This window comes from Spirosoma sp. 209 (assembly GCF_002006735.1).
GTDB classification, from domain to species: Bacteria; Bacteroidota; Bacteroidia; order Cytophagales; family Spirosomataceae; genus Spirosoma; species Spirosoma sordidisoli.
In genome coordinates this window covers 15,837-42,505 of record NZ_MVEC01000004.1, presented here as the reverse complement: position 1 = coordinate 42,505, position 26,669 = coordinate 15,837, and the positions used below count along the sequence as shown (strand labels likewise).

Annotated in this window: 22 protein-coding genes; 14 read left to right on the top strand and 8 right to left on the bottom strand. The window is 50.0% G+C overall.

The features are described 5' to 3' along the window. Nucleotides 1-51 precede the first annotated feature (51 nt). The 5 genes from B1C80_RS07980 (at nucleotide 52) to B1C80_RS07960 (ending at nucleotide 6,271) form a co-directional block, all read left to right on the top strand. Nucleotides 52-441, top strand: a complete 390-nt coding sequence (locus tag B1C80_RS07980) for a hypothetical protein (RefSeq protein WP_139361613.1) — start codon at nucleotides 52-54, stop codon at nucleotides 439-441. Between the two features lie 912 nt (nucleotides 442-1,353). After that, nucleotides 1,354-2,358 carry a hypothetical protein gene (locus B1C80_RS07975; RefSeq protein WP_077920558.1) on the top strand — a complete coding sequence of 335 codons (1,005 nt, stop codon included), beginning with the start codon at nucleotides 1,354-1,356 and terminating at the stop codon, nucleotides 2,356-2,358. An 83-nt stretch (nucleotides 2,359-2,441) separates the two neighbouring features. After that, nucleotides 2,442-4,769 (top strand): TonB-dependent siderophore receptor, encoded by a 2,328-nt coding sequence (locus tag B1C80_RS07970; protein WP_236648681.1) that lies wholly within the window; start codon nucleotides 2,442-2,444, stop codon nucleotides 4,767-4,769. Between the two features lie 34 nt (nucleotides 4,770-4,803). Further along, on the top strand, nucleotides 4,804-5,661 hold the full coding sequence (locus tag B1C80_RS07965; RefSeq protein ID WP_161492735.1) for a DUF4249 domain-containing protein: 858 nt from the start codon (nucleotides 4,804-4,806) through the stop codon (nucleotides 5,659-5,661). A gap of 49 nt (nucleotides 5,662-5,710) precedes the next feature. Then, nucleotides 5,711-6,271, top strand: coding sequence for an outer membrane beta-barrel protein (locus B1C80_RS07960; RefSeq protein WP_077920555.1), 561 nt, complete (start codon nucleotides 5,711-5,713; stop codon nucleotides 6,269-6,271). A gap of 205 nt (nucleotides 6,272-6,476) precedes the next feature. Here the strand turns inward: B1C80_RS07960 and B1C80_RS07955 are convergent, their stop codons facing one another. Beyond that, nucleotides 6,477-7,640, bottom strand: a complete 1,164-nt coding sequence (locus B1C80_RS07955) for an integrase arm-type DNA-binding domain-containing protein (RefSeq protein ID WP_236648680.1) — start codon at nucleotides 7,638-7,640, stop codon at nucleotides 6,477-6,479. 681 nt (nucleotides 7,641-8,321) lie between these two features. Here B1C80_RS07955 and B1C80_RS07945 point away from each other — a divergent pair. The 6 genes from B1C80_RS07945 to B1C80_RS07915 all read left to right on the top strand — a co-directional run bounded on the left by B1C80_RS07945 (nucleotide 8,322) and on the right by B1C80_RS07915 (nucleotide 14,557). Next, nucleotides 8,322-9,260: an AraC family transcriptional regulator gene (locus tag B1C80_RS07945; protein WP_077920552.1), complete on the top strand. Its 939-nt coding sequence runs from the start codon at nucleotides 8,322-8,324 to the stop codon at nucleotides 9,258-9,260. Nucleotides 9,261-9,355: 95 nt separating this feature from the next. Further along, nucleotides 9,356-10,252: an SDR family oxidoreductase gene (locus B1C80_RS07940; protein WP_077920551.1), complete on the top strand. Its 897-nt coding sequence runs from the start codon at nucleotides 9,356-9,358 to the stop codon at nucleotides 10,250-10,252. A 355-nt stretch (nucleotides 10,253-10,607) separates the two neighbouring features. Then, nucleotides 10,608-11,243, top strand: coding sequence for an MCP four helix bundle domain-containing protein (locus B1C80_RS07935; protein WP_077920550.1), 636 nt, complete (start codon nucleotides 10,608-10,610; stop codon nucleotides 11,241-11,243). Nucleotides 11,244-11,372: 129 nt separating this feature from the next. Next, nucleotides 11,373-12,167: an APH(3') family aminoglycoside O-phosphotransferase gene (locus tag B1C80_RS07930; protein WP_077920549.1), complete on the top strand. Its 795-nt coding sequence runs from the start codon at nucleotides 11,373-11,375 to the stop codon at nucleotides 12,165-12,167. A gap of 771 nt (nucleotides 12,168-12,938) precedes the next feature. Beyond that, nucleotides 12,939-13,442 carry a helix-hairpin-helix domain-containing protein gene (locus B1C80_RS07920; RefSeq protein WP_077920548.1) on the top strand — a complete coding sequence of 168 codons (504 nt, stop codon included), beginning with the start codon at nucleotides 12,939-12,941 and terminating at the stop codon, nucleotides 13,440-13,442. Nucleotides 13,443-13,996: 554 nt separating this feature from the next. Next, entirely contained in the window at nucleotides 13,997-14,557 is a 561-nt protein-coding gene (locus B1C80_RS07915) for a heme NO-binding domain-containing protein (protein ID WP_077920547.1), read from the top strand. Nucleotides 14,558-14,845: 288 nt separating this feature from the next. On the opposite strand, the gene B1C80_RS07910 is transcribed toward B1C80_RS07915, so the two are convergent. The 4 genes from B1C80_RS07910 to B1C80_RS07895 all read right to left on the bottom strand — a co-directional run bounded on the left by B1C80_RS07910 (nucleotide 14,846) and on the right by B1C80_RS07895 (nucleotide 19,596). Continuing rightward, entirely contained in the window at nucleotides 14,846-15,712 is an 867-nt protein-coding gene (locus B1C80_RS07910; RefSeq protein ID WP_077920546.1) for a tryptophan-rich sensory protein, read from the bottom strand. A gap of 21 nt (nucleotides 15,713-15,733) precedes the next feature. Then, entirely contained in the window at nucleotides 15,734-18,193 is a 2,460-nt protein-coding gene (locus tag B1C80_RS07905; RefSeq protein ID WP_077920545.1) for a TonB-dependent receptor, read from the bottom strand. A 61-nt stretch (nucleotides 18,194-18,254) separates the two neighbouring features. Beyond that, complete coding sequence (locus B1C80_RS07900; protein WP_161492734.1) at nucleotides 18,255-18,905, bottom strand: MarR family winged helix-turn-helix transcriptional regulator; 651 nt, start codon at nucleotides 18,903-18,905, stop codon at nucleotides 18,255-18,257. A 373-nt stretch (nucleotides 18,906-19,278) separates the two neighbouring features. After that, nucleotides 19,279-19,596 carry a helix-turn-helix domain-containing protein gene (locus tag B1C80_RS07895; RefSeq protein WP_161492733.1) on the bottom strand — a complete coding sequence of 106 codons (318 nt, stop codon included), beginning with the start codon at nucleotides 19,594-19,596 and terminating at the stop codon, nucleotides 19,279-19,281. A gap of 47 nt (nucleotides 19,597-19,643) precedes the next feature. Between B1C80_RS07895 and B1C80_RS07890 the strand changes: the two genes are divergently transcribed. The 3 genes from B1C80_RS07890 to B1C80_RS07880 all read left to right on the top strand — a co-directional run bounded on the left by B1C80_RS07890 (nucleotide 19,644) and on the right by B1C80_RS07880 (nucleotide 21,712). Further along, a complete protein-coding gene (locus tag B1C80_RS07890) occupies nucleotides 19,644-20,465 on the top strand; it encodes an SDR family oxidoreductase (RefSeq protein ID WP_077920542.1) in 822 nt (273 codons plus the stop codon). 40 nt (nucleotides 20,466-20,505) lie between these two features. Then, nucleotides 20,506-20,859 (top strand): SnoaL-like domain-containing protein, encoded by a 354-nt coding sequence (locus B1C80_RS07885; protein WP_077920541.1) that lies wholly within the window; start codon nucleotides 20,506-20,508, stop codon nucleotides 20,857-20,859. A gap of 292 nt (nucleotides 20,860-21,151) precedes the next feature. Continuing rightward, a complete protein-coding gene (locus B1C80_RS07880) occupies nucleotides 21,152-21,712 on the top strand; it encodes a hypothetical protein (protein ID WP_077920540.1) in 561 nt (186 codons plus the stop codon). 449 nt (nucleotides 21,713-22,161) lie between these two features. On the opposite strand, the gene B1C80_RS07870 is transcribed toward B1C80_RS07880, so the two are convergent. From B1C80_RS07870 to B1C80_RS07860, 3 genes are all read right to left on the bottom strand, one after another. Beyond that, nucleotides 22,162-23,160, bottom strand: a complete 999-nt coding sequence (locus B1C80_RS07870; RefSeq protein ID WP_139361612.1) for a hypothetical protein — start codon at nucleotides 23,158-23,160, stop codon at nucleotides 22,162-22,164. 102 nt (nucleotides 23,161-23,262) lie between these two features. Further along, the gene (locus tag B1C80_RS07865; protein WP_077920537.1) at nucleotides 23,263-24,069 is read right to left on the bottom strand and encodes a LytTR family DNA-binding domain-containing protein; all 807 of its coding nucleotides are present in this window, start codon (nucleotides 24,067-24,069) and stop codon (nucleotides 23,263-23,265) included. Then, nucleotides 24,066-26,498, bottom strand: a complete 2,433-nt coding sequence (locus B1C80_RS07860) for a sensor histidine kinase (RefSeq protein ID WP_077920536.1) — start codon at nucleotides 26,496-26,498, stop codon at nucleotides 24,066-24,068. Before B1C80_RS07860 ends, B1C80_RS07865 begins: the two co-directional genes overlap by 4 nt. Nucleotides 26,499-26,669: the final 171 nt, after the last annotated feature.

The window sequence follows — 26,669 nt, the reverse complement described above, 5'->3', positions numbered from 1 at the left end:
TTTTGTGTACACAATGCATACGATACGCTCTCTGCCACAAGTTCGCCTTCCATGCCCTCTCTGTTTAAGTTGTTTTCCCAAAGTTGCGGACTGTCCCTAAGAGAAAGCCACCTATTCTTGGGCACCAACGTGGACACGACCAAATCATGGTGGTCAGGCCGCCGAAATCCGCCGGAAGCGCTGCTGGAAAAACTAGTTGATCTGTCTATCAGACAGGATATTGCCGCTCAGGACCTGGTGCTGCAACTGCAAACGCTAGCTCAGAAAGCCAAAAGGCAGCACATCACCCTAACGGCACCTGCATTGGATTCCCAAGCACAGGCTCTAGGCTGGCCATCGGTAAATGCTTACGGGGCCGTTATTCGAAAAGCCGTCGAGAAAATACCGATAGAACTGGCTTTACGCCTGGTGGTAGAGACTGACTACAACAAAACATCGTAGCCATATACGTAAGGGCTTGCCTTCAACACGACCCCATGGTTTTGACCACCTTGTCAAATGTAATCGGCATGTGATTACCATGCGCCAGGGTATGCACGCAATCGATGTCTTGTCTGGCCACAGACAAGCGTTTCTTAACTAGGCGTATTTGATCTAAGCAGAGTTTGACCCAGACGGCGAGAAGAATATAATTCGGCTTCACTTTTCGGCTTATACAGTCACCATCCCATGTTTTGACCTAGAAGCATTATTTGCAGCCTTACTGCACCATTTGATTAATACGATAACAGCAGTTAAACCGCGTTATATGAGGATTATTGACCCGTGAGTAAGTCTGTAAAGTTTATATCTGATCGATGCGTCTTCTGAGAGAGTTGGACAACTTCTGCGAGCAAACGTCTTTACGGACTAATTCACGTATCAATAAAAAAGATGAAACGACGCGAGTAATAACGGCAATATATCAGACAAATCAGAGCATCAGCCAAACGGCTATTTGCGACTACACTGACAGAAAGTTTTAGCAATCTTATCAACTTGGGGATTCAATAGACTTTTGTATTAGGTTGGTTAAATTTTTATACGAACAAAGCTCTATAATTCTTCCAAGAAGTTAACAAAATTAATGTGTAGTTAACACAGATAGAATTGCTTAGTATGTCAGCCATTTTAACCCCTTCTTAATTATCTAAAAGTGGTTATTTGTATATAGATTAAGTAGAAATACTTCCTGGATGGAAAGCACCGATAAAAAATACTTTATATGATAATTGTAAGAATCAATAGTAATCGCTTGACTTTATGCGAGTTAAATCAAGATTTTTGACAGAAGAAAGCCCTACGACAGTTTGACGACCAGACGTAGGGCTTCTTAAAGAAGTCTAATGTTTAACCATTAAACAATCAAAGGTAATGAAAAAAAGTGTATCAGTACTCACAGTGTTGGCCGTTCTGGCAATCGCTAGTTGTCAGAGGACAGTAAGCCTAGACCCAGCGCCCATGGTTGGAAACGATCTAGTTGCTGATGTTCAAGTGATCGATGGCCGACTCAAGTTTTCGTCGAAAGAAAAATTCGATAAGACGGTTCAATTGCTCGCTCAACAGCAGGACAGACTTGCCGAGTTTGAGAAAAAGTTTAACGGATTTGTTTCGGTTCGTACGGCTTTTAACCAGATGACCGATCACGACAATGAATCAGTCGCTATGCGAGGAATCGGAGAATCCTACAAGAGCTATGTGGCCATCATTGTCAAGGGTGAGGATAAAGAGATTGCCCGTACTATAACTGATCCGATTTTGGCTACCCTGGTCAGTAAGGACGGTTGGATATACATCGGTAATGATGCTTACTATGTTACTCGGGACCAATTTGAGTTGGTAAAAAACCGTTCTGCCAGTAAAATTGCGGATGTAATGGCCGGTAGGTTAAACCGCTCCGATGTCATACACGGAACGGTGTCTCACCAGCCCCAAAATTCAGCAGGAGCTAGACGTGCCGACTCGCAAACGTGCATTCAAGAGTATTTCGATGGCAGTAATAAGCGCCGGATGGCGGGTGACATTGATTATGAGTTTTACAATGCAGCCGGAGGAACTTTCTACAAGAGCCTAACGATCTACACCAAGCACCAAAGACGAAATTTTGGTACCTACTGGACCCAACTCAACGCTCCGAGGCTGAATATCAGTGGTAGTGTCACCAGGAGGCCAATCACGGGAGGCAACACTATTGATACTTTCAACTTCGGGATTGACAATATCGATCAGATATCTAGATCATACCCCGAGACGAGTTGCCAAGATGTGCCGGGTCAGGGCCTGGTTTGTGATCTGATCTACAGCAATGTAAGTTCAGGCCATTCGGCCACCGCTACTACAGGTGCTTTCCTGAGTTGTAATATCACACTTTTGTTTTAAGCCCTACTAGGGAACTGCGTTGCAACGCAGTTCCCTAGTCATATTAATGACACATGAGTAATGTGCTGCTATCTTTTATAATCTTGCTGGCTTCTTTCCAGGTAGGGTATGCCCAGAAGCGTACGTTCATGGGATACGTTAAGGATAGAGCCACAGGCGAAATATTGATCGGGGCTGTTATTCAGGCAGGCCGCTACGGCGCCAGCACAATCACCAATAAATCCGGCTATTTTAGTCTGCAATCGGCATCCGAAATGGTACTGACTGTTTCCTACGTGGGCTATCAGAAACAACAAATTTTAGTTGACACGCTGAAAAACACACTGATAACGGTCAAGCTTATAGAGCAGGACAATACCCTTGAGGAAGTAGCCGTTGTGGCCAGTCAAGTGCCGGTGAATAACCCGCAGCCGGGAATTCTGACTATTCCAGTGGCTCAGCTTAAACAGGTTCCCATGCCATTGGGTGAAACCGATGTCGTAAAAGCATTAGCGTTGACGCCGGGTGTGACGGTCGGCAATGAAGCAACCGCAGGTCTGCTGGTGCGGGGCGGTTCGCCGGATCAGAATTTGATCCGGCTCGACGAAGCAACGCTTTACAACCAAACTCACCTGTTTGGTTTTGCTTCTTCATTTAATTCGGATGCCGTCAAAAACGTAACATTGTACAAGGGAGCCTTCCCTGCCCGTTTTGGGGGACGACTATCGTCGGTACTTGATGTAACGACGCGGGATGGTAATCAGTATCGGTCGAAGCGGGAGATCAACATCGGACTGCTCAGTTCGCGTTTTTTGATAGAAGGGCCCCTTAATCGGACGTGGCAACGACCCGTCACATACATGCTTTCAGCCCGTAGTTCCTACATTACCTTGTTTTTGCTGCCATCCATCATTCGCTATAACCAAGGTAAAGCCGAAGCATATCTCAACTATTGGCTTTATGACCTGAACGGAAAATTGACCGTTACCTTGGACAGTTCAAGAAAACTTTCTGTCAGTCTCTTTCGAGGGCAGGATAACTATTATGGCTGGAATGGTAATCAACAGGAGCGTTCAAAGTTCGGCTTGAATTGGGGAAATACGACCGGAACCATGCGCTACGACCAAACAATCCGGCAAAACTTGTTTTGGTCGAGTGCTTTATCGTACTCCCATTACCGCTACCAGACGGGTTACCAAAACTTCACAGTCGAAGACGGAGTGCAACAATTCACCAGTGAAAATGGTATCAGTTCGTCCGTACGTGACTGGACACTGCGGTCCGGATTTGAATGGTTTGCCTCACCACGATTTGAATTAAGGACCGGCGTTGAATCCATTATTCACCGGTATCAACCCTCATCTGTACGAAGAAATGTGGTCACCGACCAATCTCCAGCTTCTAACCCACCTATTCAGGCACTGGAACAGGCCGTCTACCTTGAAAACGAGTGGAAACCAGTTAGACCACTGGCGCTAAATGCGGGCGTCCGCACCGTACTGTTCGTCGTTGACGGCAAAACCTATTTATCCCTAGAGCCGCGCTTTTCGGGTACACTCCAATTACCGGGTAGCATCGTTCTAAATACATCCTATAGTCAGATGCGTCAGTTTATTCACCTGATCGCCAGTAACGTGATTGGGTTTCCTAATGACGTTTGGGTGCCAGCTACGTCGGCGGTGCCACCCCAGAGTGCTCGGCAGGTTTCGCTTGGGTTAAGCCGCAGCCTAGCTAATGGGCAATGGCGGCTGAGTATCGAAGGTTACCAGAAGTGGCTACGAAACTTAATTGATGTGCCGACGGGTACGGATCTATTGGCGGAGTTTAATCAATTATGGCAGGAGAACATCGAACGAAATGGAATAGGCTACGTGCGCGGACTAGAGTTTTTCCTACACAAACCAACTGGAAGACTTAATGGCTGGCTATCCTATACTCTCTCCGAAAATAAACGACGCTTCGCAACCATTAATGAAGGCGCTTGGTTTCGGGCTAACTTCGACCGGCGGCACGTACTGGCGGCTGCGGTCAATTACGTAGCCAACCAGCGCCTATCCTTATCAGCCGTTTGGCAATACCAATCGGGACAACCGGCAACGGTGCCTGTGTCTCTATTCTACGATCCAGAATCAGCGTATTACCCGAACTATGTTTACCGGAATCGCAACAATTACCAGGCACCCGCTTTTCACCGGCTGGATGTAAGCGCCAGTTTTAAAAAGATAAAAGCAGATCAGCATAGCCGAGTCTGGACCATTGGCTTAATGAATGTGTATAATCGGCAGAATCCTTTGTTTATCAATCTTGAGCGTCGGGGAATATATGTTCCCGAAGGACCAAGAGTTAGTCGGCTGATCGGCTACCAGACTCGCTTGTCACAACAGTCCTTTTTGCCCGTATTGCCCTATGTCTCGTTTGCCAGAAGCTTCTAACGTAAAGGGGAGGTGGTTACTACTATACCTCTTAATGACACTAATTTCATGTCGTCCAGAGGTGAGCTTGGATCTGCCTTTTGAAGGCCCTCAGTTTGTGGTGAAAGCGTTGTTTTCACCCGATCGTCCTTTCTCAGCGCGTGTTGACCACACTTACCCACCGACCGGAGAAACTTTGTTTGACACGACGTTTTCGTCCGCTACAGTCGTGGTCTATGAAAACAATCGGCCAATAGATACGCTGCGTTACACCCGCAACAACACCTATGAGTCGGCATTGGGACGCAAACCCCGCACGGGGGCTGCCTATCGGCTATACCTGACTGCTCCTGGCTTTCCAGATGCCGTCAGTCGGGATGAGGTGGTACCGCCTGCGCCCAGTGTTGTTCGTACCGTAATCGATAAACCGCAAAACTATGTCCTGAGCCTTCATCTGCAAAACCTGACTGGTCAACCCGGTCTGTATAACATTCAAGTCACAGGTCTTTTTGAAGGCAGGCGCGTTCAACTACTGGTCGAGGACCTGCTACGACCGGACGGACTGGTAGACAACTGCGGGTTTCGTCGGGATAATGAAACCTTTTTTTATCGGGATATCTGTTCTGTAAATCAACAGTTGATAGCTCGCTTTAGCTCGTCGCTTAGTGGTGTTGTCCCGGACTTCTACAATCAATCTGATTTTATTGACCCAACACGGCAAAGCGACCAAGTTCGCCTTCAAATTCGTAGCGTAACTGACAGTTACTGGAACTATTACCGTACACTGCCAAATAGTGAAGGTATCGAGCAGGCTTTTTTACAGCCCGTAACCCGGTCTGGTAATGTCGAGGGGGGATACGGAATTGTAGCCGCTTACCATGAACAGGTTATATTGCTTAATGTTGCTCCTTAACAACTTGCTCATAAACTTTATTCCAACGCTTTTATAAACCAAAACTACGATGAAGGCTAAATTATTGATTATGTTATTGATGAGCACCTCAGTATTAGCGCAGCTACCTCAGAAAGGAGATTGGCTTGTAGGAACTGACGTCGCCAGCCTAAACATCCCGGTGCTGAATCAAGGAATCAGACGGGTCAGCTCAGCCGATGTAGCTTTAATTGGTGGAAAATTCATGACCAAACAGCTTGTCATCGGCACCGCTTTACCTATCGAATGGCAATCTATTCCGGTATCCCAACCCTATCAACGAGCTACTACCCTAGCTTACGGGCTTGTTCCATTCGCTCGTTTCTACTTAACTAATTCTCGAGTCCGTCCATACTTGTCAGTCGGAGCTGGTTATTTATTCACTAGGTATACTGGTGAGCGAAAAACATCGCATAACGGCGTTACTTATAGTGGAAACGTGGGTTTAGCATATTTTTTTAACCGACATGTGAGCTTAGATGCAGTAGCGGATTTCACTAGTCAACCCTATCAGGCACAAAATACGTTCGCTGAAGAAAATGACAACCAGCTAAATTTTCACCTGCGGTTCCAAGTCATTTTAGGAAAATAAACGCATTGACTCCGTTCCGCTGTCGGTAGTGATCAACTCTTATCTAGTTAGAATTATGGATTTTACTTTTTAGATACGAGTCCCGGATTGTGCTATATCGTTTAATAACTGGTTTTTAAGCAGAGGACCGCCCTTGTATCCGTGAATAAGTCCATAAAGTAGGTAGTTGCTTTCTTCACGAATCAATAAAATTGAGAACATCATTCTACAGGATCTGATCAATATAATTAGCGTAGTCCTGCATCATTTTAGTACGTTGAGGTAAGAACTGGGCACGGTCATAGGCTCGATCCACACTGCTTTTAGGCACGTGCGCCAGTTGCCTATCCGCAATATCATGCGAGTACCCCAACTTTTCCTTGAGGATTCCCAAAGCCAACGATCGAACGCCGTGGCCGGTCATCTTGCCGTTATACCCCATCCGCTTAATGGCCACCAGCATCGTGTTTTTGCTCATCGGCTTTTTCGGATTATAATAACCCGGAAAAATAAAACCCCGGTGCGCAGTCAATGCATGAAGCTCTCGAAGAATCGCCAGCGACTGCTGTGCTAAGGGAACGAGATGCGGCAGGTTCATCTTCATTCGCTCCGCCGGAATAACCCACACCGCCTTGTCGAAATTAATCTCATCCCACCGGGCTTCCACCAGTTCGCCGGTACGCACGAACGTCAGTAGCAGTAGTTTGAGCGCCAGAAACGTTTGTCGATGAATATAGGGCTGATAGTTCATTAGGCACCGAAGAAAGTCCGGAAAATCATCGACTGAAATGGCTGCGTAATGGCCCCGCTTGAATTTCTTCAGGGCAGCTTCTAAGCCATACGTAGGATCTCTATCGGCCCGGCCCGTCGCCATAGCATATTTAAAAACATGGCTACAGGCGGCCTTCATGCGACGAGACAGATCAGGGGCTGTTTTTTCAATCTGTTGCAGGCAGCTCAGCATCATCACGGGCTTTATATCCGCGAGTGGAAAGTTGCCTAAGGTCGGAAAGACGTATTTCTCAAAGCGGTGCTTGATGATTTGGGCGTGTTTCGGCTTCCATAAGGGCATCTGCCTCCCGTGCCATTCCATCGCCATCGATCTGAAATTGACCTGTTGGGCCAAAGCCTGCAGCTGAGCGGCTTGTTGTCGTTTCAAGACGGGATCAAGGCCAATTTTTATGTCTTGTTTCATTTCGTCTTTGACCTTCCGGGCATCCGCTATCGAAACGGCGGGATAGGCACCCAGTGAAACGCGCTTTTCTTTCCCGTGAAGTCGATACTTGAGCCGCCAGAACTTGGTTCCCTTTGGAGAGATTTCAAGATACAGCCCTTCACCGTCGGCCAACTTATAAGGCTTGGTTTTAGGTTTAGCGGTCTGACAGGTCATGTTTGACAAGCCCATTAGTATCCCCCTGGATTCATGCGGCCCAGATAGTCAGTGCCCAGGGGCATTTTGATGCCCCCATTTATGCCCCCACTTTGGGTTACTGTGGGTCTATCTGGGGAATAGATCGATAAAGGGAGGATAGCCTTAAGCCATTGCCAGAATTGAAAAATTCTCGCTCTGATAAGAATAAATAATGTCGGTAAAAAAAAGAGTGGTGCCCGTAGCCGCATGGCCATTTTCTTTCCAAGTGGTTGAATTCATTAGTAATAAAACGGATCATTCGGCTGGCTGCCCCCAATCATGCCCCCAGTCATGATGAATGTCCATATAGTCTGTAATACCATATCGCTATTAGTTGGGCAACCACAATAAGTCAGAAGCTATATTGCTTGTGACCTCTCCTCAGTATTTGGCAGAATTTCAAGACCGCCCAATTCTCCATGGTTGATTGATCCAACAGGCGGATGGACCTCAGTAGTTGAGAGGAGGTCGAGCCGCTTAGGTTTAACTGGGAATTTCGGAGATATTGACTACCTGGTTTCGCCACAAACTCACCAGAACTTCGCCTCAAAGCGACTGGACAGTTATGGAACAAAAGGGCCAGTCCACGTTGACCCCAAACATTGTATGATCAATTCTGCTTGACTAATTACCTTTGTTTGATTTATACAAACATACGTCATGAAACCACTGCCTCTCAAAGAGATCTATGCCAAAGTTGCAACGGTGGCTGATGGTGAGTTAGCAACCACTGCCCTACTTTCCGGGCGGGAAATTGGTCATTTCAATGTATTCAGCGTGGAAGACCTCATGCGTGGCTATGCACACAAGCCCCCTATGAGTTTTGACCGGCGGGCGTACTACAAAATCAGCCTGATGCGCGGCCAAAGCCGGCTAGAGTACGCCGATCAGACGATTTCGATTAACCAACAGGCGCTGTGGTTCACCAACCTTCAGGTGCCCTATCGGTGGCTCCCGCAGCATCAGGAGCAACGCGGCTACTTTTGCATCTTCACCGAGGACTTTCTGCTGCCTGTCAAAGGGGAATTTGGTATCACTCAGCTACCTATTTTTCAAGCGGGTGCCAACCCGATACTCGCCATCAATGACCAGCAATACAGGGATATTGAAGCCCTTTTCGAGAAGATGACGGGCGAAATGGCTTCGTTGTATCCCTACAAATACGATCTGCTGCGGGCGTACCTGTGGGAGTTGGTCCATCTGGGCCAAAAGCTACAACCAACAGCTGTCAGCCCACCAGCCCATCAGTCATTGGCCCGATTGGCCGCCCGGTTTACTGAACTCCTGGAACGGCAGTTTCCACTTGCCACGCCCCAGCAACAACTGCGTCTGCGCACGGCTAAAGACTACGCCGAGCACCTGGCTGTTCATGTCAATCACCTCAACCGGGTGCTGAAAGAAACCACCGGTCATACCACCACCGCGCTCATCAGCCGCCGCATCACCCAGGAAGCCAAAATTCTCCTGAAGCAAACCAACTGGACCGTCTCAGAAATCGCCGACTGCTTGGGCTTTACCGACGTGGCCCACTTTTGCCATTTCGTCAAACGGCAGACGGGGCTGGTGCCTAGTGCGTTCCGTAACAAACAAATGGTTTGATTTATACAATAGATGGTTTGGCTCGCGCAGTCCCGCTCGCTCCCGTCTGCCGACCTTTGTGACGGAGTACTAACTAACACAAAACAGACAAACGTATGCGTGTTTTCCTCACTGGGGCTACGGGTTATATCGGCTCAGCCATCGTTCAGGAGTTATTGGGTGCAGGCCATCAAGTGCTTGGCTTGGCCCGCTCTGAGCAAACCGCTCAAACACTACGCACTACCGGAGCCGACGCCCATATAGGCTCGCTTGACGACCTCGACAGCCTACGGCGTGGCGCGATGGCTGCAGATGGCGTTATTCATACCGCTTTCGTCCACGACTTCGCGGCCTACGCTATGGCTGGCGAAATAGACCGGCAAGCCGTGGCAGCCCTCGGCTCGGCCCTGGCAGGGTCGGGACGTCCCTTAGTCATCACCTCCGGGATTACCGTCCTAACTCCGGGGCGCGTGGCGACCGAAATCGACGCGCCTGATTCCAACGCTCCGTCGGCCCCACGTATCCCTTCCGAACTACTGATTCAGTCGCTTGCCGGGCAGGGAGTACGTTCGTCGGTAGTGCGGCTCCCCCCCTCGGTGCACGGTGAAGGCGATTACGCTTTTGTGCCGACGTTGATTCGGATTGCCCGCGACAAAGGGGTATCAGCCTATGTCGGGGATGGCAGCAGCCGATGGTCGGCGGTGCATCGGCTCGATGCCGCCCGGCTGTTTCGACTGGCGTTGGAAAAAGGTACCGCCGGGGGCGTGTATCATGGCGTCAGTGATGAAGGCGTACCCGTTCGGGAGCTGGCCGAGGTAATTGGCCATCACCTGAACATACCCACTACGACCATTACGTCCGAAGAGGCCACCGAGCATTTCGGCTGGATTAGTGCCTTTTTCAGCGTCGATTGCCCGGCATCAAGCACCCTCACCCAACAGCAATTGGACTGGCAACCCACCCATGCCACCGTACTAGCTGATCTGAAGCAGGGACATTATTTCGCTGCTTGATCCCATGTCCGGGGTATAGCTATAGCAAGCCGGAATCCAGCTACCACGGGGCGTGCGTAAACGATGAGCTAACCGCCACCCGTGGTTCAAGATGCTGACCCTGTCTTTTTTGCTTAGTATCAGCCTATCGGTAGTGGCCGAAAGACTGCATGTCGAGATTCTAGAAGGGTATATTTATTGTACGATGGCCTTTTTCGCTCCGGTTGACCTGGTTCAGCTGAAGGCGGTAGCCCAGGTCGGTAACCCGTGAGTTGACGGCAAAAACGGCCAGACCATTATGTTTGACGGTATGATGTAGGGAGCGCACGGTTTATCTGTACAAACGGGTTAACAACAAGCTAATCCACCTAACTCCATGACACCTTCCCTTGGTACTCGTTCGCCAGTACGGTCCTTCCTGCTGGTCATTGCTTTGCTGGGTCTGATTCTGACTAGCATCTTCCTGAGTCGTCGCAGTGTGCATGACATTCAGCAGGCATCTGTGTCCGTTTACAAAGATCGCCTGCTGCCAACCGGCATGCTGGTCAACCTGACCGCAACGATCTACCGGAAACGCCTGTTGCTGGAGACCTACGTACTCGCAACCAATAAACCGAATGCGGATCTGATGAACGCAACGCTCGACCGGTTCAACCGGCGGATAGACTCCTTACTGACCGAATTCGAACGAACCGAACTAACGGTGAAGGAAGCCGACCAACTCCGGTTGCTCAGGCAGCGGCTGACCGTTTACAACCAGTTGGAAGGCGAGCTAACCACCAATCCAGTTGATTTGCCAGCGGCCCGGCAAGCTCTATTTGCGGGCAGTGGCAGCACGGCCTTTGGCCACATAGCCCAAACACTCGACGAGTTGGCCTCCCTGCAACTTAGCGTGGGCGAGGAACTGCTGGACGAGTCGAGGGGCGAAACCAACTATATTTACGTCCTGACAGCGGTGCAAATTGGCCTGGTACTGCTGATTGGGCTGAGTTTATTCTGGCACCGTTTCTGATTACGACGAAGAAAGCCCCAAGTTGAACCATGCGTCCCTGTTCGGCTCTTTACTGCTCACAAGCTAAAGAGGGTTTATAAGCGGGTTTCGTTGACGGTATATGGAGCGGTTTGTTGAGAACAGTTAGACATGAAGGCAAAGATAGCCATTGAATTGCCTGAACCCATTGCCCGCTTCCTGGGTAAGGCACGCCTGATCCCTACTACAGTGGGCGAGTCGCCTTGTCCCGTCTATCGCTTCAAGCGGGGTAACGACTCCTTCTTTCTAAAGATGTGCTCCCGGGTTTATTCCCCGACCACCTTTAGCGTACGACGCGAGGCCGACGTGCTGGGCTGGCTGAGTGGGCAATTGAATGTACCCGAAGTGGTAGGGGTAGCCGAAAGTAGCGAGGGTGAGTTTATGATCACCCGTAGCGTGCCCGGCCAACCACTGTACCAGCGCATCGACGCTCAACAGCCTGTGCTCCATCTGTTCCAAGAGGCCCTCGCTCAGCTGCAAGCCTTGCCGATCACCACTTGTCCCTTCGATGGAGGAGTGGCCTTTCGATTGAAGGAGCTTGAGTACCTTCTGGCCAATGGCCTGTTGGCCGAGGAGTACGATCTGCATCAATGGCCGGATGTAGAGGCCAACAATCCGCAGGAGTTTGTGGCGCACTTATTCGCCACCCAACCCACTGAGGAGCTTGTGTTTGCCCATGGCGACCTCACGGACAGCAATGTCTTTGTTGATGCCCAGGATAGACTCTACTTTATTGATTGGGGGCGGGGCGGGGTGGCCGATCGGTGGATGGACCGAGCCCTTGTCTACCACAACCTACTAGAGGAGGTTTCCCCAACCCAAGCGGATGCTTTCTTAGCCGAGCTTGGGGAGGCAGATAATCCCCGTAAACGCGTATTCTATGAGCAACTAGATGAGCTATTTTAAGGTCCATGGCTGCTAAGGCGAGCTGTTGGGCATCTTTTTCCAATCACTGGGTCAAGCCCGATGGATAAGTAACTAGCCAGCCCTTACCTTACCATTCATTCCGTTGGCACTGGCTTACTGTAACTCCCTCCCCGATTATAAAGTAACTCAAGACGCCTATTTCTTCTCCTGTAGGAGCGTTTTAGGACATACTATATAAACCAGTACGACCGCGCCAGAAGCCTCCGTGGCCCGGCCCCCTCGAGAATTCGCGTCTATCCAAATAAACGGCTGACAAAGAGCTAATTTGTTCGCATTATCTTCGTGCTTAGGGGTTATCTTTGGCTAGGCGCACGGAAATTCATTTATCTACTTAATAGGCTTATTATCTTGAATTACTACTCACTCCACAAAACAGCGTTCGATGAAATCAATTCTCCCCAATATCTTTATAACCGACATCCAGCAGACGATTGCCTTTTATCAATAGGTAGGCTTTACCCTAACGATGACCGTAGCCCCCCAAGGCGATGAGTGGTTGTGGGCCATGATGAACAGTGGCCGTGTCAACTTTATGTTCCAAATGTTTGCCAGTCTGGGCGATGAGCTACCGACCGTATCCCGACAACCAGGTGGTTCCTTGATGCTCTATATCCAGACGAGTCCACTAAGCGACTAGTTCAACCAGTAAGGATAAATCAAACGTTGTCAAAGAGTTAGAGAAGACCTTCTACGGAGCCACTGACTTTTTAATTCAAGATAATACTGGGTATCTGTTAACCTTTACCGAAGATGAGCCCTAAAAACAACCTACGCCTACCGCTTACCGAAGCAGAACGGACCAACCTGCGAAAGCACAAGGTAAACATCAGTGACTTTCTCCGCCACGCCCTTGACGAATTAGCGGTCTACCTGGGGGCCACACCCGATCGGACCCGGGAACTGTACGCCTTAGCCCAATTCCAAACGATTCCATCCGTTGGGCCAAAGTTTGCCAGTGATCTGATCTTCCTGGGCTACTATTCACTGGCTGAATTGGTTGACAAAGACGGCGCTACGTTGATGGATCAGTATGAACAAGAAAAAGGCTATTGGATTGATCCCTGCGTGGAAGATCAGTTCCGATTAGCCATTCATTATGCCCAAACGAGCGATGCTACGAAGACATGGTGGGATTTCACTCCTGAACGCAAGGCGTACCGCTCGGCCAATGGGTATCCCCCTGATCGGCCAACCTTAGCCTGGCACGAAACGCCCGCGTATCAACGAACCCCTGATGAGCTACTTACCAGGTAGTTTGCGCCTGACGGTCCTACAAGGAATGTTGGGTTGGTTCACTCGGAAAAACAGACGAGTACAGGACAACCCAGGGTCGAGTGGCCGAGTCATACCCGAATTAGGTAAGCGAACGGTCAGCAACTGATTAACTGCGGGTTTTTTACCCCGTCAGCGCTCAGCCGAGCAGGCCGTAGAAAAGCCTGTGGGTGCAAGTATGATGTGAGAAAAAGCGGTTCTATGAACGCCCATTTCCTGTAGCAAATAAAAAAACGCCCCTGCGTCTCAAGCGGGAGCGTTTTTGCGAGACTGTTAGACCTAACTCAAGAAACAGGTGGCTGCCCTCTATCGACAAATTTCCGACCACTTTGGCGGCCCGGCCGGGGATATGGGATCGTAGAGGTGAACTTCGCCTGGGTAGCATCACGATGAGCACCGTTTATCCATCCACCGATTACGTACACGTTTAGTTGATCTACTGGTACCGATTACCTGACTACGTTAAACTAAAATAAGACCAGGGGGTTGGTTAGTTACCAGTTTGTGATCATATACATCTCACTACGTTCTATTTTGTGAAAGGGATCGTCTTTACCCAATTTCTTAACCACGTTGAAGATCAGTTCGGCTATCCACTAGTGGATACCTTACTCCTCACCACGGACCTACCCTCCGGTGGGGTCTATACCTCGACGGGCACGTACCCTCCCGAAGAGCTAAACCGCCTGGTGGCCGGCTTCAGCCGAGCGTCTGGTCAATCCCAGCCCGAAACGCTCCGGCACTTTGGCCAATACCTGTTTGGCTCTTTTTTAACGGCCCACGAACATTTTATTCAAACGGCTCCAGACGCCTTTTCTTTCCTAGCATCGGTACCTGCCTACATTCATGTGGAGGTACAAAAATTATATCCGGAAGCGGAATTACCTCACTTTACCATTGCCCAGCCCGATGCGAACACGCTACACATGCGCTACCAATCCAACCGGCGGATGGCAGACTTGGCGTACGGGTTAATCCAGGGCACGTTGGCCCATTTCAACGAACAGGCCCAGATCACCTGCATTCCCCAATCGGCGGATGGTAGTCTGGTCGATTTTATCATTGTCCGGCAGACGGATGACCACGATAGCGCGTGAGTCTGCGTATTCATCCGTCTGAGAGGCTATAATGAATACGACGCCAACTTAACCAGGCTCCGGTCGGATCAATCAGGATAAGCGCAAAGCCTGTCTGGCCGGTCCTGACCCGACCCACCTATGCTTACCGACGCCCTTGTCGATGGGGGCGACAATACCCCCAGATAGGCGCAGTACACATCTAATCGTTCTTAGTCTTGTGGCGAGCCTCAGCAAGGAAAAGTTCTCCAGCCGCTCAGCCAACCCCGCCGGTTGGTTGAGCGGCTGGAAGCACAGGATGGCCACGCACTAGCTTGCTGGACTGACAGGGATAGCCGCCACGGGCTGGCCTTCCGGGAGCGCTTCCTGCGTAGCCAGCTCCCCCCACTCCTTCGTGGACTGACTGGACCGGCGCTCCCGGATGGCCTGGACCATCACGCCCGTCGTAAGCAAGGCACACGCACCCGCTACGACGGCCACGCGGGTCGCCTTCTCGTACTGTTTAACGGCAATTCCACTAAACGCACTAATCAGCGGAAGTAGATAATAGGGATCATTCAATCGGCGAGCGACAAACAGGCCCAGCCCAGCCGTCAAGGGAATAACCGCGGCTGCCCAACGGACGGCCTTGGCGGGGGAAACCCGGTAACCAGCCTCTAGAGCCAGATTGGCCGTCGTGACTACCGTAGCCGCCGTCAACCAGCCTGCATACAGGCTCACGGACCGGCGCAACAGGCGCTCAGGTTGGGGTACGTCTTCCCGGCCGATGCGTAGACTACGATGAAGGCCCAGGGCCGTCGGTAACATTGCTATGGTGGTCAAATTATACCCAACCCGACTGACGGTATCGGGGCGAGAAAAGAAAACACCAAATAGCAGATTCAACCCGTAGCTGGCCAGCCACCACGGGCGGGCCTGCTGATAACGGGGATTCGTGTGCTGCGCGGGGAGCGCCTGGTGGATAAGTAGGCCAGCCGTACCCGTGTAAATGACGGGCCATACCAGCGTAAACGTGCGGTTGGCCGGGGTAACCACATTTTGATCAAGAACCCGCTGTTGTTCGTCAAACAACTGGGTTCGCTTGCTCCGACGAGCCCCGGAGAAAAAGAAGGTGGTGATCATACTGCCGATCACGAAGGCGGCTGTGCCGAGTGGACTTACGGAGTTGGTTTTCATGCGTATGGGGGATTAACTGGGTTAGAATTCAACGATAAAGCCAAGGGTCGGTGTAACGAAGGGGTCACTGTTGGGTAAAATGGCCGGGATGCCGTTGCTGCCGTCGGCTTGCAGGGGACGCCCATCGGTGGTGAGATAGCCGGTTCCGTTGTCGGCCCGTCTGAGCACAAATTGCGGGTAGTTCGGCGTGGGTAGGACGAATGCATTCTGGACATCCAGGAACAGATCGACGGTAAACTGACGGGTGTTCCATTTCTTATCGAAACGAAAATCAAACTGGTTCAATGGTTTCAGGCGCTGCGTATTCAGCTGGCTGACATCCAGTACCCCCTCGCCCCGGACCAGAAAATTCTGCTGCGAGGCGATCAGGTCAAAGGGGGTGTAGGGTGCCCCCCCGGCGTAGCGATATTTGAGTCCTAGTTCGATCCCCCGCTTAAATTTGCGGCCCAGCAGCCCCGAGACGAGGTGCCGGTTATCCCAGGCCGATGGCCGTAACCGCCCGTCAAGTCCCGAAAATTCCGACCGAACAAACGTATAGGAGGCGACCACAAACAGATTTTTCACCAGTTTCTGCTGAAAAAACGCTTCGGCTCCGTAGGCTCGTCCCCGGCCGGTACTATTGATGGCTTCGTTACCAACCGCGTTGAATGTATTGCCTGCATTGGCCAGCGAAATACCATCCCGTACCGATACGGGGTAGTGGCTGTATCGCTTGTAAAATCCTTCGACCGTCACGCGGGTAGTTGGTTTGGGTAAATACTCGACGCCCGCCACGTAGTGCGTGGAGGCGATGTAAGCCGCCTGTCGATTGACCAGCGTACCGGCTTCATCCCGGAAACCGAGTAAGGTGTAGGGCGGGATTTTAAAATAGCGGCCCACCGAGGCATTGACGGTCCATTGAGTAGACAGGGCGTAACTCACCGACAACCGGGGCGACAGCGTTTTCAGGGGGTTTAGGCCCGTATCGGTAAAGGTGTTCACATCCGAACGCAGGCCCGCCGATACGCCCAGCCGATCGTCCAGCCAATTCCGGCTTACCTGGCCAAACAAGCCGAATCGACCCAAATCGATTGCCGTAGCTGACCGCACCGATACGGCCGGAGTCGCTAGCGCACCCGCGGCAGTACGGCTTTCCTGGCTAAGCTGGGCCGAGTAGTCATTAACAAATTGGCCATATTGGGCCATCACCCCCAGCGCGTACCGCCAGCCGTTCACATTTTGATTCAGATCGAGGCGAAATTTGTGCTCCGTTTCGCGGGAGCGTACGCGAAGGACGCGGGCGTTCTCATCATCGGTACGCCCGTCGGCAAAACGGTCCAATGCATTGTCAAACGCATTTCGACTGAGAGCCACCTGAAGAAACCCGTTCTGAATAAGGCGCTTGAGCGTCAATCCACCCGTATAATTCCATTGATTGACCAGTGGGCTCTGGCGAATGGTAAACTCTTTCTCGGGGGTAGTGCTCCGGGGAACGGCAAACCGAAAAGCATCAATAGCGCCCAGGCCGATCGCGGTCAGCGTGGTTTTCTTATTGATTCGGTGGGTGAGTTTAGCCTGAAAATCCCAGTAACTCGGCCGAATGGGCAAATCGATGAGTTGAAAAAAATACTGGAGATACGACCGCCGCGCAGAGGCCAGAAATGTCGTACGCGTGTTGATAGGCCCTTCGGTGGTTAAAGCCGCTTCGGTACCGCTGAGCCGAAAATTACCCTGAACCCGATCCGGGTTCCCTTCGCGTTGTTTAAATTGAAACACGGACGCCAGCGCATTATCGTAACGCGCATCAAACCCCGACGAGGTAAGGGTAACATCCTCAATGAAAGAGACATTGAGAATGCCCTGCGGGCCACCGGTCCCCCCCTGCGTTTGAAAATGGTTGATGACCGGGATTTCGATGCCGTCCAGGTAAAATACGTTTTCATTGGGTGCTCCGCCGCGAATAATGATGTCATTGCGAAGCCCACCCGCCGATCCGCCTACACCGGGTAGCGTCTGAATGACTTTGGAAATATCGAAGTTCCCCCCCGGGTTGGTTTTAATCTCCTCCGTTGTCAGGCGCTGCACCGAGTTGGGCGTAGTGATACTCGAGACGGCGGCAGTAGCCCGGTTGGCCTTAATGGTTACCTCGGCGAGTTTTTGCCGTTCCTCGTCCAGCTCGAAGCTGGTTTCGTTGGCGTTCCCCGCCGAGACGATGAGATTAAATTTGGCCTGGGGCTGAAAACCGACATAGGTGGCCCGCAGGTTGTAGGTTCCTACCGGTAGCAACAATCGATACCGCCCATCGGCATCCGTGATCGTTCCGCCCTCTCTTCCCCCTAGCGTGCTGGGCTGATCGACTTGTACAGTGACCCCAACGAGTAACTCCTGGGTAGTACGATCCCGTACAGTACCAGTGATCAGGCCGGTCGGGGCTACGGGTTGTGCCAGACCAACCCAGGGTAGTCCCAGCAGGCCTAGAGCCAGTAAACAATAGATTCGCATAGTTTTAGTACGTTTTTGTACTAATAACCGTGCAAAAAAGAAAAAGTTGTATGTTTTTGAACTATTTTTTTGCTGGGGCGAGCTGCTCCACTAAAGCGGCCACGGATCGATCGCGTTCGGTCAGAAAGATATGGTTATGAAATACGTGCAGTTTTCGCAGCAGAACAACCAAGGCCTCTTTTTCGGCTTGGCTTAGATTGCCCCCTACCACCTTAGCGACCTGACTCATGGCTGGCCTCACCTTCATCATCAGGTTTCTACCGGCCGCGGTGAGCGTAAGCCGCTTAGATCGCCTATCCCGGGGATCATCAAACTGCTCAATAAGACCGGCTTTAATCAGCCGACGCAGAATTTCGGTACCGGTCGTTTTCTCATGGATGTTGCGCTCGATGAGTTCCGTTTTAGTAGGCGGTGGCCCTTCCAGCAACATAACCATGTAGGAAAACTCATCGATAGTAGCCAAGGGGGTGGCAGCCAACGCTTTTTTACCATACAGCCGGGTGTAGCGATACAGATAGGAAGCCATCACGGCAATATCCGTCTCCACGGCGGGGTGGTCTGCCGTGGAGACGGATATTGCCGTAGGCGGGGCTGGAAAACGCTGTCCCATCCAGGCTGCGAAATCAGCCAGGGTAGGCTCTCCGGTCGTCGCCTCATCCCGCGTGAAGGCTTCTGCCTGTTCAATGAGTTGCTTTAAAAATTCGTAGTTCATCCCCCTACTCGTACAAAACTGTACCATTTTTAGTCTGCTTTCCTAACGCCGCGCCGTCCCTAAAAGTTACACGGTTTGCCTGGTGACCGAAAAAGGTCGGCAAACCGCGGCCGTTAAGAACTGACCCCGGACCAAAGCCTATCAACGGAGCCTGTATACCCCGATGATGGCACTTCACGCGCTTCCGACACGAACGAGTCGTTTTGCTGTATAGCGACTAAGACGCCTTTCGGTTGTCAGCCTATTTCGACTGATAACACGCGTCTCCTTCCTAGTGAGCCATTCGCGCGATTAAGGGGTGCTTCTTCTAGGTGAAATCACTAGTCCCTAACCCGCACCCACCCGCGAGTGGCTTACTAAGTCTTGGGCACACTCACGGTCTAGCCTCGTAACGGCCGCGTACCCGTTGGGGTAAGTTATGAGCCAAACCCCAATCATACACCTGAACCAGCAGGGGAATGAGCGATTGCCCTAACTCAGTCAGATGATACTCGGTGCGGGGCGGCATTTCGGCGAAGATCGTTTTCCCGATGAAGCCATCCTGCTCCAGTTCCTTGAGTTGCTGAGCCAGCATTTTCTGAGAAAGACCCGGCAGCTGGTTCAGCAACAAGCTAAAGCGGTTTACCTGCTGAGCCATGTTCCAGATCAGGGCGATCTTCCACCGCCCGCCCAGCAGATGAAAGGTACTCAAAATAGGGCAGTCTGCGGTTAACTGCCTGGCGTTATGCGTGTTTGTTGATGTCGCTTTTCGCATCTCACTTTTTTGTTACAGCCTCACTAATTCGTCACTACTTGTGGGCCCCTTGCCAAGAGCTGACTTTTGCATCACTTGTCAACAACGAAACTATGGTACTCAGCAACAAGAACATCGTCATTATTGGTGGAAGTTCAGGCATTGGTTTGGCAACGGCTCAACTGGCCTACCAGCAGGGAGCTACGGTCACCATCACCGGCACCTCTACCGCCACGGCCCAGCAGGCCGCCCAACGCATCGGTCCGATAGCCGCTTACCCGCTCGACATAACCGATGAGCAGGCGGTTCATCAGTTCTTCGATCCACTCACCGACCTGGATCATGTATTTATTGCGGCAGGTGGGACCAAACTGGGCAACATCTTCGAGGGCACCGTGGCCGACCACGCCATACCCATTCAACTGCGATTGCTCGGTATCATCCACGTTGTGCGGGCAGCCGCTCGTAAACTACGCCCCGGCGGCTCCTTTACGTTCACGGGAGGCTTGTCGACTGACCGACCGGTATCCGGCGCCTGGGTATCGGGCATGGCCACCGCCGTAGCCGAGCAGATGGCCCGCGTGCTAGCGCTGGATTTAGCGCCCATCCGTTTTAACGCCGTCTCCCCCGGCTATACCGATACGCCCATGTGGGATAGGGTGCTCGGCGATCAACGGGAGCAGGTACTGGCCAGGGTGGCTCAGACGCTCCCCGTCAAGCGCATTGCGCAGCCCGGCGAAGTGGCCCGGGCCGTGCTGTTTCTGATGCAGAACGAGTCGGTCACGGGCGAGGTCATCCACGTCGATGGGGGGGCCCGGTTAGTGTAACTATTAATCCATTTTTCACGTTAAATCAAGCTTTTATTTCATGGCAACGGCAACGATTGAGCAGGCCCTCTTAGGGCTTATCGACCTGGTACATCAAGGCAAACCGATGGAGGCCTTCGATCAGTACTACCATCCCAATCTTGAAAAAACCGACCTCGACGGGGTGACCGTGACGGGTCTGGCCGAGAATTACCGCATCGGCGAGGAACTGCTGAGCAAGATTACCACGGTCCGCACGTTCGCCCACCGGGGCACTCTGGTAGTTGGGGACCGGAGTTTTGTGGTTTGGGAACTGGATTTCGATCATGCCGACAACGGGCGGGTCGCCGTCACGGAGGTTGCCATTCAGGACTGGCAGGACGGCAAAATTATCCGTGAGCGGTTCATCGCCTAACGAGCCACCAGCCATCGAAGCGTCCTTCTGTTTTACGGGCTGAAGGGCGCTTCGATAGTAATGGGATAGAAGCGGATCGAAATTGATTCAGGCGTTCTTTTACAAAAAGAAGTGAGTTTCTTTACAGACTAACTCACAGATAAATAAGTAAAAGGAGCGATTAAGTTTAAAAAGAAAGTACGTTTAGTAAATAAAGGGTGTAACATTTCAACCAAACAAATCTTATTTAATTCACTCCATCTATATTCAACTTTTACTGTCAAGAAAACACATGTTTAAACATGTAAATACAATGAATAAAATACAATTATTAGTGCTTCTAATAGTATCAATCTGTTGTTTTGTAAGGTGCAAATCAGCGAGCGACAAAGAGAAAATAAGTGATCAGCCGCCAGTCTTCAAAGAAGATAAGGAGCCAGATGAAGAGGTTATGTCTGTGTTAAAAGGCACTATGTGGGCTTTAACTCAGATTAAACCTCTTGATGAAAAAAGAACCGTTAGACAGGATAGCAACGTTTTTTACATGCAAGAACAGATTGGCCTACCTGCTATACATTTTTCTAAAGATGGAGACTTCAGACTAGGGAGTATTTCGGGGCCGTATACGGTCGCTGAAGATGACAATACAGGGGACAATTATATATTGGTTTACGACAAAGGTTTCTTTTCGGGGACTACAAAAGTTCAAGAATTTAAAATTATCGATATATCCGACGATAAACTTTCAGTTTTGACGACGATTGGTAGAGCCATACCTGACACAGTGTACCCTGGAGCCATGACTCAGAACTTTACAATTGGAATTAAAAACTTACGAATAGACCTAATGAAAGTAACAAACACGCCTTTTTGATTATAGATGGATAGGTACGATTCAACGAATAAACTCCTCCAGGTACTATGTCCCCTGAAGAAAGTCTCGCACGAACAGATCTGATTATGTTTAGTGTTTGGGTTGCATCTGGACTCGTTTTTGTTGCAGGCTACGAGATCTGGCACTATTACCATACGAAGGAGAAACCAGCCTACTTGAGTAGCATGAAAGATACCGCTTACCTGTTTATCGGCGCATGCCTATGGGGGGCTGTGCTGTTAATTACCCATCTGCTGCATGCTGTATGGACGGTCAGGCAGCGACGGAAATAAGTTCAAGTTTGGATGGGCAGCATACGCATTCTCATCCGCATCAGTCATTGAGGGGTATGGCCAGGGTGCCTTATGCCAAGCAAGAGAAAGTCATGAAAGGAATACATTTAACGTGCCGCTACATCGAACTACTTCAACGAAAAAGCTAAGTGCCAACTAAAGCTTTAGCCGCTGAACTGGCTTATACGCCACTCGTTTGTAGACGAAAAGGACCCCTGCTCTTTGGTCTCCATTTATGAGAATAATCCCTTTGTCAAACGGCACGATTTTATAACGATTTAACTTGGCATCATCTCCCTGCGCTTCATTTCCATTTGGTAAGCAGTACAGTGAATCACCTTCCACATTCCACGAACCTGCGTAAGCCCCAATCAATTTATTTCCACCAACGACTTCCTCTTTATCAACCAATTCATCCCGGTTTACATATAGGCCATCCTGATAAAAGCTAATGGTTGACTTCGTAAATTGACCTACCGCAGCTTGTAACCCCTTGATAATATCATTACTTAGATCACTCCCTACTATTTTATCGGTTAGTTCGGCAGCACGCTCTTCACCCGTAAAGTCTTGTTTAATCACCGATATGTATGTGTTGTTGATCAGCACCGATGCGATCGCACTTTCATTCGGTTTGGGGGGAGCTTTACTCATTGGAGCGCTTTTATATTTCAGTTTATACAGCGTAGCTAAATTTTCTAAAATGAGGCTATCACCTTTCACGTTTTTTTTAAAACCTACGGTGTTACGCCTGTGTTCGCCATCTGCCACAATTTCTTCAATGTAGAGGCTGTCGTTTATATTCTCCCATAGAATATCTTTGACTTGGTAGCCACCGTCCACAAGTCCAAATAATATTTTCTTCGTTGATTTTTCTATCAAGGCACCATGCCCGTTGAAATCGAACATAATTGATATTTCCGTTGTATCAGGCAAAAGTAACCGCTCTCCTTCGCTGGTTATACCATATTCCTTTTTAAATCCAGTATAATTCTGGGGTTTATCACTGGGCAAAGTGACACTATCCGGTACTTCATTTTTCGAGAATAAGCCACAGCCAATTAATAGAGTAAGTGGAGCGATAGAAAGCCAATTAGTCCATTTATAATAGCCTAAGACTTGTTTTCTGGTGAATTGCCAACAAAATGAATGCATCGTTATAAATTGGTTATACGTTACTCTTACCGTTCATAAGCTTCATTGTATTCGTCTCAACTGGCTAGTTTGATCCGTCTTCACGCTGTTTATCCAAATCCATTAACGCTTGGTACGAAATGGAGAATCGAATCTATCTGCAATTATTTTATTGAACGCGTCCCGAAATGTCCCGCCTAACGGAACGGCAACAGATCCGGTCAGGTAGATGGTATTCTCGTGCAGAGAATCAAAATGGTCGATAGAAATGATATGACTTTTATGAACGCGGACGAATTGATGGGTAGGCAGCATATTCTGCATATCGTTAAGGCTAATCAAGGCCGTGATTCTTTCCTCAGGCAGGAAAATATCTACATAATTCTTATCCGACTCTATCCGAATTATATCTTTGAATCGGACCCGTTTCTTGAGCCGAATCGTTGTCCCCCGGTCTATCTTTGTAACATCCAGTACCAAAGAATCGTCTATTAAGCTGACAGTACCCTGTTGCTCTGACCGCTGGGGTGGTATCATACCCACATGCAATGGCATCGTCGCTGTTGGATCAAATACTTTCTGAACAGCACGCAGGAACCGGTCGTAGGCAATGGGTTTCAATAGGTAATCAGCTATGTCGTAATTATAGCTTTCCAGCGCGTATTCAGTGCGGCCCGTGGTAAGTATGACTTTGTACCGACCTCTGAGCTGCCGGACAAAGTCCATACCATTCAGCTCATTCATCTCGATATCAAGCAAAATCAAGTCAACGGGATGACCAATTGATTGGGTCAGGATAGCTTCCAGAGCCTTTCGGGGGTTGCGAAAACTGCCAACTACCTGCATAGCTGGGGCGAGTGTTTTGTCGATGTACTGTCCCAAAATATCCAACGACAACTGTTCGTCGTCAACTAATACCACGTTAATCATAGGCCAGGAAGTTTCGAGTGCACATCAGCTGTTCCGTCAGGTGTGACGGGAGCCATCCAAAAATCAATCTTTAGTTCAACGGTATAGAAGGCTGGCTCGTCCATTACCTGTAGGGAATGCTGATTGGGATAGGCCATCTGCAGCCGTTCCCGGGTATTTTTCAGTCCAATACCAGTCGACTCAGCTACTTGCCCGACTCGTTTCTTATTACGCACCCAAAAAACTAAGCTACTATCGCTCAGATTTAATCGGATGTGAACCGGATGAGCCGGGTCATGCAGGTCACCATGTTTGAAGGCGTTCTCCACAAACGTGATCAGCACGAGGGGGCTTATTCGGTGTCGGTAGCGATCTTCGTCCGCCTCAAACCGAACCTGTAACTCGCCCGAAAACCGGTATTGATTCAATTCAATGTAATTAGTCAGGTGGCGAATTTCGTCTTCCAGGAGTGATTTGCTTCCTTCAGCGGCTTCTCTGAGGCTGTAGCGCATGGCTTCTGAGAGTTTCATAAAGGCATCGGCCAGGGGGGGGGACACCAGTAGCGCTCTGGCATAAAGAACATTGAGCGTATTAAATAGAAAATGGGGGTTAATTTGGTACTGCAGCATTTTTCGCCGGTTTTCCGAAAGCTCCAAAGCTTGTTTCAGTAACGCGTTCTCTAGCTCTTTCTGCCGGACCACTTCCTGTTGCTTTTCCTCCGCCAGCCGTACCGAATCCCGCCGGTACTTTTCAGCCCGTCGGGAAAACCCCAACACAAAACTGAGCATCATTAGAAAAAAATCTTCCCGCAGAAAAATTCGGTTAAGGCGCTGAAAGTCGACCGATACAAAAATGGTCACGGGTTTGCCGATAGCGCCTTCAGGGAGGGAAGCGGCTGTCTCAAAGATGCCGCGGCACAGCAGTCCTGACATGCCGAACCGTTCGTGAGCCAGACGGAATAAAAGTACTTTAACCGAAACCAGCATGATCAGTAAAACAAACGTCCAGAAAATGGCTAGTAAGTACTTCTTTCTGTCCAGTAAGCGAAAGCTTGTGTGGATATTGAAATAAAAAACGGTAGCCGTTGGAATGATCAGGATGAACAGGTAGTATAAAAAGTTTTCCCAGGAAGGCAGGCGTGTATAGACGGTTTGAATGAAATGCAGATACGCCCAGCCAATCCAGCCGAGAGCGGCCCAGAAAACTGGCTTTGTAAATGGATTCCAACGGCGTGAAAGCCGGACAGGCCACCCTTGAATCCCTTTCCAAACGCCATAGCCAACGCTCGCCGAAAGCAGTACCAAGACCTCAACCAGCCCAATCAGGATTATAAAGGCCCCTCCTACGGCGACTGAGAATATAAAAATGTTGTTTTCAGATTTCAATATAACTTTCAGCATATCCCGCTGAGCTTCAGTGGAGTCGTTGCTGGTTTGGGACAGTTCAGCGAAGAAAGCGACGAAAGTGGTATGCGGAATAAAAATGGCCCAAAGACCCATTCGAATAAAGAGTAGAAACGCCGTCAGATAGGCAGCGCGGGAGAACGCTTCCAGGTAGTTTTTTTGCCGTACGGCCGGCACGTTTGCGAAAGTATGGTACCAGAAAAATAGAACACCGCTTATCAAATAAGTCACCAAAAATACCCTGGCAGACGGATGTTTAGTTTCTTCCGTCCAACTAGAGTAAACATAAAATGTGTACGCAAACAAGATCAACCAGGCAAGTATATCAGGTACATAAGGGGCTTGACGACTGAAAACGTGCAAGCGGCTAAACCTGGAGGCAAAAGACAAAGTTATCTTTGAAAGCCGGCGGGAAAGCCAGGCTATGATTCGGACGGGACGAGCCTCTAGAACATTGCTTGACGGCGAGCCCAACCGAGTGGTTAAGCGCCGAATCCAGCTTGGCCAGCCTTTCACATGTACCCAGTTGCCGTAAGCCAGACTGGTCGGAAACATAATCAGTGCTCCCACGCAGGTGAAAAAGCCAATATAAAGAATGGCCATATAACCGGATACCATCCAAGTCCACCAGCTCTGGCCTTCGTAACCGAGAAGCCACTCTTCATCCGGGCTACCCTTGCTCATGCGGAGCACTTTCTGGAATACCTGATAGTGATCCGTCAAGACAAACCAGCCAGTAAGCCTGAGAGCCAGTAAGAGCAGCAGCAAAAATAAAAACTGATCGGCGGCATCCACATACCGTTTCTGGCGAATCAGGGGAATCACAGTGAAAGTATGTATCCAGAAGAAAAGGATGCCCAGTGTCGCAAAACTGAGAATAAACGGTGCCTGTAAATCCAACGTTTTCTTAAACGTCATCTCCGATAGCCAGCTCAGGTAGATAGCAAAGAGCATCCACATCAGGATGTCAGCCAATAAGCGTTTTCCCAGGCTGCGCCATCCAGTTTTAGGCAAAAGAGACACCAGTATGGTGAAGGCTTGTTTCATGTTTGAAGAAATTCATTCCAAGAAACGATTGTACCCCTACTCCTGTGGTCCGGAATCAACCAATAGGGCTGCAGCCGGGACGAACGGCCCGGCCAATCTGACGAACCCGTGATTTCTCTTTAAAACCTCTGTTTTCCGAGAAATCACGGGTAAAAGGATATTCATCCCTGT